Below are 8,586 nucleotides of genomic sequence, written 5' to 3'. Positions count from 1 at the left end.
TCTCGGTCTCCACTTGATGGACACCGCCGAGGACGGTGATCCCGACCCCTATTTCGCCGCCACCCAGTACCGCGACGGCTTGTTGATCGCCCTTCTGATCACCCGCCCCGTGCGGATGCGCAATATCTCCAACATCGAGCTGGGGCGTCAGCTCGTGCGCGATGAAGCCGGGTACTGGCTGCGCTTTCCGCCCGATGAGACGAAGACCGGCATCGAGATCGACGTGCCGCTGCCCCACGCCCTGATTCCCTATCTCAAGACCTACCTGACCAAGCATCGCCCGGTGTTGCTGGGTCGCCGGAAGGCGGGTACGCCCGTGACCATGGCACTGTGGGTATCGCGCTGGGGGACGGCCATGATCCAGCACGCCATCCGCGACCAGATCAAGAAGCGCACCAAGGACGCTTTCGGCAAGGCGGTGTGGCCCCATTTGTTTCGAGATTCCGCCGCCACCTCCATGGCGGTGGAAGACCCGGAAAATGTTCGTCTCGCCGCCGGACTGCTTGGCCACACGACCTTCGCCACCACGGAGGAGCACTACATCCTGGCCCACATGCTGGAAGCCGGACGCCGCTTTCAGCGGGTCGTGCTTGGGCTGCGCGGCACCTGCAACGAAGAGGAAGACGAAGAGTAGACATTGATTCCGGCCAAGGACGGCCACAAACTGTCTGACGTGTAGGTTCCGTGGCCAAGGAGGGCTGGAACCTCGTCCTGGCGGTGCCGACCGGCACCATTGGCAACGAGGTCTCTCATGCTCCGGCTATCCCAGACTTTCAATTGCATGAGCAATTGCACTGGCCGCTCTGCCCCCGAAAATGGCTGTTTTCTTGGTCTCGCTTTCGGCGTGGTACAACGGTTGATCCAGCTAGGGCCATGTCTCTCGGCTTTGTCGTCGGGTTGGTGCATCAAACTGGTCTATGGATACCAGCGCGATCACGACCACGACCCAAGAATGCCGCGAATGCGCGGCGGTCGCCGTCGATGGTGCCGTCGATCATCCTGGTGCAATCAATTGCACTTCGTCCAACACGGTCACCTGGGCAGATTCGCTCCCCATCCTGCCGGGGGAGCTTGATCTCATGCGCATCTACTTCGGCGATCTGATCTCGGCAGCTCTGAAGGGGGACGCATGACCACCCAGCCCATTCGCGCCGCCCTCTACGTCCGGGTCTCGACCACCCGGCAGGCCGAGGCCGACCTCTCCATCCCCGATCAGGTGAAGCAGTTGACGGCCTATTGCGAGCGCAAAGGCTGGCAGGTGGCTGAGACCTATATCGAGCCGGGCGCTTCGGCCCTCGACGACGACCGCCCGGTGTTCCAGGACATGATCGCGGCGGCGACAAGCGTCGCCCATCCCTACGACCATGTGGTGGTTCATTCGCTCAGCAGGTTCAGCCGCGATGTCCTCGATTCCGCCCTCTATGGCCGCAAGCTCGAAAAGGCCGGCGTCTCGCTGGTCTCCATCACCCAGGAAGTCGGCGATGACGCCAACGGGAAGCTGATTCGCACGATTCTCAACGCCTTCGACGAGCACAGCAGCCGCGAGAACGCCAAACACACCCACCGGGCCATGATGGAGAACGCCCGCCAGGGCTTCTGGAACGGCTCGCGCCCGCCCTTCGGTTATGCCCTCGCCGTCAAGGAACGGCGCGGCACCAAGGACAAGAAGGTGCTGGTGATCAACGAGGACGAGGCGCAGACCGTCAGGCTGATCTTCGACCTTTACCTGGGCCGCCACGGCAAACCCCTGGGGCTCAAGGCGATCTGCACCCACCTTAACTGGCGCGGGATCACCCGGCGGGGTCATGCCTGGGGCATCGGCAGTCTTCAGGATTTGATGACCTCGTCCACCTATTGCGGCAGGCATCTGTTCAATCGCACCGAAAGCCGCACCGGACGGCAGCGTCCCGATGCGGAATGTGTCGAGATGGCGGTCCCGGCCATCATCTCGGAGGAGGTGTACCTCCAGGTCCGGGCGGCCCTTCATGACCGCTCGCCGCGCAAGACTCCGCCCAGGGTGGTCAACGGCCCCACCATGCTGGCCAGCGTTGCCCGCTGTGCCCATTGCGGGGCGGCCATGATCCTGAACACAGGGAAGGGTCACCGCTATTACGCCTGCTCCTCCCACGCCAAGAAAGGCAAGACCGTCTGCAAGGGCCAGCGTATCCGTATGGATCGCCTCGACGACATGGTGATGGAGTATCTGGGCAGCAAGGTGTTCGACCCCGACCGCCTGGAACAGGCGCTGAAGAGCTATATGGACGCCCACGAGACCGGCACCGCCATCCGCCGTGAACAACTGCGTCAGATGCGAGCTCGCCGGGGTGATGTGGACGCGGCCCGGGCGAGGTTGTTTGGCATGGTGGAGACCGGGGCTGTCGAGGCCCACGACCCCATGCTGAAGGAGCGTCTGGACCAGATGAAGCTTCAGGCCGCTGATCTGGACTCCCAGATTGCCGCGCTCCAGGATGACCTGCTGTCCGGTGTCCCCACCATCACCCCCGAGAAAATCCGTCTGCTGGCCGCCCAGATGCGTGAGCGCCTGCGCACCGGGCCGCCGGAACTGCGCCAAGCCTATATGCGGTTGCTGCTGAACTCGGTGGTGGTGGGGGCTGAGGAAATCTGCCTCAGCGGCTCCAACGCCGTATTGGAGCGCCTCGCGGCGCAGGGCGTGTCTGCTTCTGCGTCCGAGGTTATTACTTTTGCTCGGAAATGGCGTCCCGGAAGGGATTCGAACCCCTGACCTACGGTTTAGGAAACCGTTGCTCTATCCTGCTGAGCTACCGGGACGCGGCCGTCACGCGGGCGGATGCGGGGCTTATAACACCGCTGCCGGTGGCGGACAAACATTGAAACTTTGGCTCTTGCCTGGCGACGGCGCTTGGGGCATGGTCCGCGCCCCTGTTTCACACCCGCCGAAAGGAGCAGCACCATGAGCGGCTTTCGCAGCCACGCCGGCCAGCATTCCGACCGCATGCCGATCAAGCGGTCGCTGGACGAGAAGAAGCGCCTGTTGGTGCAGCTGAAGGAACAGCAGGCGGCGATGAAGCCGTGGGTCGCCGACACCGTCAAATCATCGCTGGCCAAGCGCATCGCCGACCTGGAAGCCGAACTGAAGGGAGCCCGCGGCTAGGAATCCAGCCGCTTGGCCTCGGGCGCATCGACCACCGTATATTCGCCGTCGATGACCGCCGGCCCCGGAGGCGGGCCAGGATGGGCCATCACCAGCCGCTTGGCCAGCCACAGCCGGATCAGGGCGCGCACCGGCGCCAAGATCAGCAAGATGGCCAGCATGTCGCTTAAGAAGCCCGGCAGCACCAGCAAGCCGCCGGCCAGCGACAGGCACAGGCCGTCGAACAATTCCGCCACCGGCATCTGGCCCTGCCCCAGCTGATCGTGCACCCGGCTCAGGGTGATCAGGCCTTGCGCCCGCACCAACGCCAGGCCGGCGATGCCTGCGCCCAGCGCCAGCAGAATGGTCGCAACGCCGCCGATCAGGTCGACCGCCTGGACGAACAAGGTGATCTCGATCACCGGAACGGCGATCACGGCCAAAATCAACAGCCAAGCCATGCTTGCTCTTTGCCCTTCCCCGGCTTATCTAGGGTCCAGCATTGACGAGACGCGGATCCCATGACTGACGGCTTTCAAGCGATTGATATCATCTTTTTCGCCGTCGTGGCGGTATTCCTGGTGTTGCGCCTGCGCAGCGTGCTGGGCCGGCGCACCGGCACCGAGCGCGAGCCGCCGCGTGACTGGCAGGCCCCGGTCGAGACCGCACCCGACAACGTGATCGACCTGGCCCGGGCCCGCAAGCCCGCCACCGAGCCGCTGCCGGAAGGCCCGCTGGCGCCCGGAATCGCCGCCATCCGCGGCGTCGATCCGTCCTTTTCGCTGGACACTTTCCTGCTGGGGGCCCGTGCCGCATTCGAAATGATCGTCGAGGCCTTTGCCGCCGGCGACAAGCAGGGTTTGCGGCCGTTGCTGGCCGACGCCGTTTTCCAGTCCTTCGCCGCCGCCATCGACGAGCGCGACCGCGCCGGCCAGACCCTGACCACCGAATTGATGGGCATCCGCAAGGTCGAACCGGTCGAGGTTCGGCTGGACGGTTCGGTCGCGGCGGTGACCGTGCGTTTCGTGTCCGAGCAGATCAACGTGCTGAAGGATGGCGCCGGCAAGGTGATCGATGGTGATCCGCAGCGGATGACCGACGTCACCGACGAATGGACCTTCCGCCGCGACACCCGGTCGAAGGACCCCAATTGGCAGCTGGCAGCGACCCGTTCGCCCGAGGACGAGGCGCGGTGAGCCTGCGCCGGGGCCTGGCCTGGGCGGTTGTGGCGCTGGCCCTGGCGGGCTGCGCCCCGCAACCGGTCCGCACCCCGCCGCCTTTGCCGCCGGCCCCCGGTCCGGCTCCCGGCCCCGACCGGCTGGGGCTGATCCCCGCCCGCTTCGACGAACTGCCCGGCTGGCGCGAGGATGCGCTGGCCCAGGCGCTGCCGGCGCTGACCCGTACGTGTGACCGCCTGATGCGCCAGCCGCCGGAAAAGTCCATCGGCGCCGACGGCATGGGCGGCACCGCCGCCGACTGGCACGGCCCTTGTGCCGCCGCCCGCCGGCTGCCGGCCCACGATCACGAGACGGCGCGCACCTTCTTCGAGGGCTGGTTCGCCCCCTATCTGGTCACCAACAACGGCTCGGCCGAGGGCCTGTTCACCGGCTATTTCGAGCCGGAGCTGCCTGCGTCGCGCACCCGCTCGGCCCGCTTCAGCGTACCGCTCTACGGCAAGCCCAAGGATCTGGTGGTCAAGGGCGATCAGATCGGGCGGGTGGTCGGCGGCCAGCTGGTGCCCTATCCGACCCGGGCCGAGATCGAGGCCGGCGCCTTGGGCAACCTGGCCCCGGTGATCGCCTGGCTGGACGATGCCGTCGATGCCCACATCCTGCATATCCAGGGATCGGGACGCTTGCGGCTGGAGGACGGCACGGTCCTGCGCCTGGGGGTGGCGGGGACCAATGGCCACAAATTCGTCGGCATCGGCCGCCTGATGCGCGACCGCGGCCTGCTGGACGACGTGTCGATGCCGTCGATCCGCGCCTGGCTGAAGGCCAATCCGAGCAAGGCCAAGGCGTTGATGGCGGAAAATCCGCGTTATGTGTTCTATCGCCTGCAGGACGGTGATGGGCCGGTCGGCTCGGAAGGGGTGGCGCTGACGCCGGAACGCTCGCTGGCGGTCGATCCGCGTTTCATCCCGCTGGGCGTGCCGATCTTCCTCGACACCGTCGAGCCGTCGGGACGGGCGTTGCGCCGGCTGGTGATGGCGCAAGACACCGGCGGCGCCATCAAGGGGCCGATTCGCGGCGATTTCTTCTGGGGACCCGGCGAGGGCGCCTTTGAAAAGGCCGGCCGCATGAAAAGCGCCGGGCGCTATTGGGTGATCCTGCCGCGCAGCCGCAGCCCGCGCATCGCCATGATGGATTAGGCGGGGAAAAGTCCCTTTAGGCGGGGGAAAGTCCCTCGCTTCGCTCGGTGTACTTTTCCCCGATTCGGGCGTGGCAAACCCGTGCTCAAGCAAGCTTTCCGCGCGGGTTTCAGTTGGTTCCCACTTGGTGGCGAGCAAAGGCTCGCGACCAAGTGGCGGCAAGACGTGTAAAATAGGCGCAGGGCCGCCCCAAGCCTATTTTTCTCCTTATAAATCACCGGGGAAAAGTACACCGAGGCGAAGCCGAGGGACTTTCCCCCGCCTTCTATTGCGCCGCCTCGCGGCTGGCCGGGTCTTCCAATGCCTTCAGCAAGGTGTCGCGCATCTGGTCCAGCTTGCGGCCATGCTCGACCTTCAGGCCGAACACGTCCTTGACGTAGAACACGTCGACCACCCGCTCGCCATAGGTCGAGATGTGGGCCGAGGCGATCTGCAGGCCCAGTTGGGTCATCGCCGCCGTCAAATCGTACAACAGGCCGGGGCGGTCGCGGCCATTGACCTCGATCAGGGTGAAATTGGACGAGGCCGAATTGTCGGTCATCACCCGCGGCGGCACCTTGAACACCGCCGTCCGGGTCGGCAGCTTGCCCTTGCGGGCGGCCAGTTCGCGGTCAAGCCGCATGCGGCCCGACAACACCTGCTCGACCGCCGCCGACAATTTGGCCAGCTTGGCCGGATTGTTGAACGGCCCGCCTTCGGAATCCTGAATCCAGAAGGTGTCCAGCGCCATGCCGTTGGCCATGGTCACGATCTTGGCATCGACGATATTGGCCCCCGACACCGCCATGGCGCCGGCAATCTGCGAGAACAGACCGGGATGGTCGCTGGTATAGACGGTAATTTCGGTCACGGAACGGAATGCATCGACCCGGGAATCGACGGTCAGCGGCGCCTTGGTGGCTTCGGCCTCGCGCACCAGGCGGGCATGGCGAAGATGGGTGGCGGTGTCGAAGCTGGTCCAATAGGTGGGATAGCCGCGCGCCAGATGGGCCTCGATGTCGGGCGGGGTCCAGCCCTGCTTGGTCAATTCGGCGGTCACCGTCCGGTGGGCCGCCTGAACCCGGTACTCGCGGGCCTCGGCCAGACCGCCCAGCATCATGTCCTGGGCGCGGTGGAACAGCTCGCGCAGCAAGCCGCCCTTCCAGCCGTTCCACACCGTCGGACCGACGGCGCGGATGTCGGCCACGGTCAGGCATAGCAGCAGGCGCAGCCGTTCCGGGCTTTGCACCTTGGCGACGAAGTCGGCGATGGTCTTGGGGTCGTCGATGTCGCGCTTGAAGGCGATGCGGCTCATGGTCAGGTGCTCGCGCACCAGCCAGGCCACCGTCTCGGTTTCCTCGTCCGACAGTCCGAAGCGCGGCCCCAGCTTCAAGGCCACGTCGGCGCCCAGCACCGAATGGTCGCCGTTTCGGCCCTTGGCGATGTCGTGCAGCAGCACCGACAGATACAGCGCATCGCGTGAGGCGATCTTGTGGATCACCTCGGACGAGGCCGGCACCTCCTCGACCAGCTCGCCGCGTTCGATGGCGTGCAGGATGCCGATGGCCTGCACCGTGTGCTCGTCGACGGTGTAGACATGGTACATGTCGTACTGCATCTGGGCGACCACCCGGCCGAAATCGGGGATGAACTTGCCCAGAACGCCGGATTCGTTCATCAGCCGCAGCGCCACCTCGGGGTTCTTGCGGCTGGTCAGGATCGACATGAACAGGCGGTTGGCTTCCGGGTCGGCCCGCAATCCGGCATCGATGCGCTTCAAATTGCGATGGACCAGATCCAGCGCCTTGGGATGGATGTCGACTCCATGCTCCAGCGCGGTGTGGAACAGGCGGATCATCGCCACCGGTTCGGTGGCGAACTGATCGTCGGCCACCACCGTCAGCCGGTCGCCGTCCAGCTTGAAGCCGGCAATGTTGGCCCGCTTCAGGAACAGCAATTGGCCCAGACGGATCTTCGGCTTTCTTTTTTGCTGTTCCTCGGCCAGGGCGCAGAACAGCCGGGTCAGGTCGCCGACATCCTTGGCGACCAGGAAGAAGTGCTTCATGAAGCGCTCGACGCCGCGGCTGCCCGCGCGGTCGGCGTAATTCATGCGCTGGGCGATTTCCGGCTGGACGTCGAAGGTCAGGCGATCCTCGGCCCGGCCGGTCAGGTAATGCAGGTGGCAGCGCACCGTCCACAGGAAGCCCTGGGCCTTGGCGAAGCGGCGCCAGGCATCCTTCGAGATCACCCCGGTCTCGGCCAGTTCGGCGACGTCGCCGACGCGATAGAGATACTTGGCCAGCCAGTAAAGGGTGTGGAGATCGCGCAGCCCCCCCTTGCCTTCCTTGACGTTGGGTTCCAGCACATAACGGGTGTCGCCCATCTGCTCGTGGCGGCTGTCACGCTCGGCCAGCTTGCTTTCGACGAATTCCTCGCCGCTGCCGGAAATGACATCGGCCGCGTAACGAGCCTTCAATTCCTTGAAAAGCGGCTGATCACCCCAGATCCAGCGCATTTCCAGCAAGGCGGTGCGGATGGTCAGGTCGCCCTTGGCCAGCCGCACGCATTCATCGGCCGAGCGGGTGCTTTGCCCGACCTTCAGGCCCATGTCCCACAGCATGTACAGGATGTATTCGACGATCTGTTCGTGCCAGGGGGTGCGCTTGTAGGGGGTCAGGAACAGCAGGTCGATGTCGGATTGCGGCGACAGCTCGCCCCGGCCATAGCCGCCGACGGCCACCAGGCTCATCGCTTCGCCGGTGGTGCGGATCGAATGGGGAAATTCGTGGGCGGCGGCGAAATCGTGGATGACCCGGATCAGTTGGTCGATCAGGAAGCAATTCTCGCGCACCGTCTGGGTGCCGTCGCCATGCGTGTCGAAGCGGGTCCGCACCTCGGCCCGGCCGGCATTCAGCACTTCCTTGAAGATTTCCAGCACCTTGGAACGCCGCTTGACCTTGGACAGGTCGGATGCCGCCAATTCGTTCAGGCGACCGATCAGGGCGCGGCGGTCGACGATGGCGCGTTGGCGGACGATCTTGCTCATGGAAAGGGGTACCGGACTTGGGCGACGGGAAGGCGGATTATAGGCCTTGATTTCCCTGGCTTTCCACTCGTTTTGGAA

8 protein-coding genes and 1 tRNA gene are annotated in these 8,586 nt (G+C 65.1%); 6 read left to right on the top strand and 3 right to left on the bottom strand.

Going from position 1 to position 8,586, the window contains the following annotated elements:
* From MTBLM5_RS07855 to MTBLM5_RS07845, 3 genes are all read left to right on the top strand, one after another.
* Positions 1-634 (top strand): site-specific integrase (locus MTBLM5_RS07855; protein ID WP_217424994.1); only part of this gene is annotated, 634 nt, incomplete at its 5' end.
* Positions 635-917: 283 nt separating this feature from the next.
* Positions 918-1,133: a hypothetical protein gene (locus MTBLM5_RS07850; protein WP_068495484.1), complete on the top strand. Its 216-nt coding sequence runs from the start codon at positions 918-920 to the stop codon at positions 1,131-1,133.
* Positions 1,130-2,743: a recombinase family protein gene (locus MTBLM5_RS07845; protein WP_173975358.1), complete on the top strand. Its 1,614-nt coding sequence runs from the start codon at positions 1,130-1,132 to the stop codon at positions 2,741-2,743. The genes MTBLM5_RS07850 and MTBLM5_RS07845 overlap by 4 nt, the downstream gene beginning before the upstream one ends.
* Here MTBLM5_RS07845 and MTBLM5_RS07840 read toward each other — a convergent pair.
* Positions 2,714-2,790, bottom strand: a tRNA-Arg gene (locus MTBLM5_RS07840). The two genes, MTBLM5_RS07845 and MTBLM5_RS07840, sit on opposite strands and share 30 nt — an antisense overlap.
* 142 nt (positions 2,791-2,932) lie before the next feature.
* Between MTBLM5_RS07840 and MTBLM5_RS07835 the strand changes: the two genes are divergently transcribed.
* Entirely contained in the window at positions 2,933-3,133 is a 201-nt protein-coding gene (locus tag MTBLM5_RS07835; RefSeq protein WP_173975269.1) for a hypothetical protein, read from the top strand.
* On the opposite strand, the gene MTBLM5_RS07830 is transcribed toward MTBLM5_RS07835, so the two are convergent.
* Positions 3,130-3,573, bottom strand: coding sequence for an FxsA family protein (locus MTBLM5_RS07830; protein ID WP_173975356.1), 444 nt, complete (start codon positions 3,571-3,573; stop codon positions 3,130-3,132). The genes MTBLM5_RS07835 and MTBLM5_RS07830 overlap by 4 nt on opposite strands.
* A gap of 60 nt (positions 3,574-3,633) precedes the next feature.
* Here MTBLM5_RS07830 and MTBLM5_RS07825 point away from each other — a divergent pair, with 60 nt between their 5' ends.
* The gene (locus tag MTBLM5_RS07825) at positions 3,634-4,308 is read left to right on the top strand and encodes a Tim44/TimA family putative adaptor protein (RefSeq protein WP_173975355.1); all 675 of its coding nucleotides are present in this window, start codon (positions 3,634-3,636) and stop codon (positions 4,306-4,308) included.
* A complete protein-coding gene (locus tag MTBLM5_RS07820) occupies positions 4,305-5,483 on the top strand; it encodes a murein transglycosylase A (RefSeq protein ID WP_254430955.1) in 1,179 nt (392 codons plus the stop codon). The genes MTBLM5_RS07825 and MTBLM5_RS07820 overlap by 4 nt, the downstream gene beginning before the upstream one ends.
* A 265-nt stretch (positions 5,484-5,748) precedes the next feature.
* Here MTBLM5_RS07820 and MTBLM5_RS07815 read toward each other — a convergent pair whose 3' ends face one another.
* Positions 5,749-8,508, bottom strand: a complete 2,760-nt coding sequence (locus tag MTBLM5_RS07815; RefSeq protein ID WP_173975351.1) for a [protein-PII] uridylyltransferase — start codon at positions 8,506-8,508, stop codon at positions 5,749-5,751.
* Between the last annotated feature and the right edge of the window lie 78 nt (positions 8,509-8,586).

It is taken from the genome of Magnetospirillum sp. LM-5, from assembly GCF_902729445.1.
GTDB lineage: Bacteria > Pseudomonadota > Alphaproteobacteria > Rhodospirillales > Magnetospirillaceae > Magnetospirillum.
This window is presented reverse-complemented; position numbering and strand designations above follow the sequence as displayed.

Excerpts from the sequence above, each read along its gene's own strand:
- MTBLM5_RS07825 (WP_173975355.1), top strand. The coding sequence starts at position 3,634 with ATGACTGACGGCTTTCAAGCGATTGATATCATCTTTTTCGCCGTCGTG.
- MTBLM5_RS07830 (WP_173975356.1), bottom strand. The coding sequence starts at position 3,573 with ATGGCTTGGCTGTTGATTTTGGCCGTGATCGCCGTTCCGGTGATCGAG.
- MTBLM5_RS07845 (WP_173975358.1), top strand. The coding sequence starts at position 1,130 with ATGACCACCCAGCCCATTCGCGCCGCCCTCTACGTCCGGGTCTCGACC.
- MTBLM5_RS07850 (WP_068495484.1), top strand. The coding sequence starts at position 918 with ATGGATACCAGCGCGATCACGACCACGACCCAAGAATGCCGCGAATGC.
- MTBLM5_RS07815 (WP_173975351.1), bottom strand. The coding sequence starts at position 8,508 with ATGAGCAAGATCGTCCGCCAACGCGCCATCGTCGACCGCCGCGCCCTG.
- MTBLM5_RS07835 (WP_173975269.1), top strand. The coding sequence starts at position 2,933 with ATGAGCGGCTTTCGCAGCCACGCCGGCCAGCATTCCGACCGCATGCCG.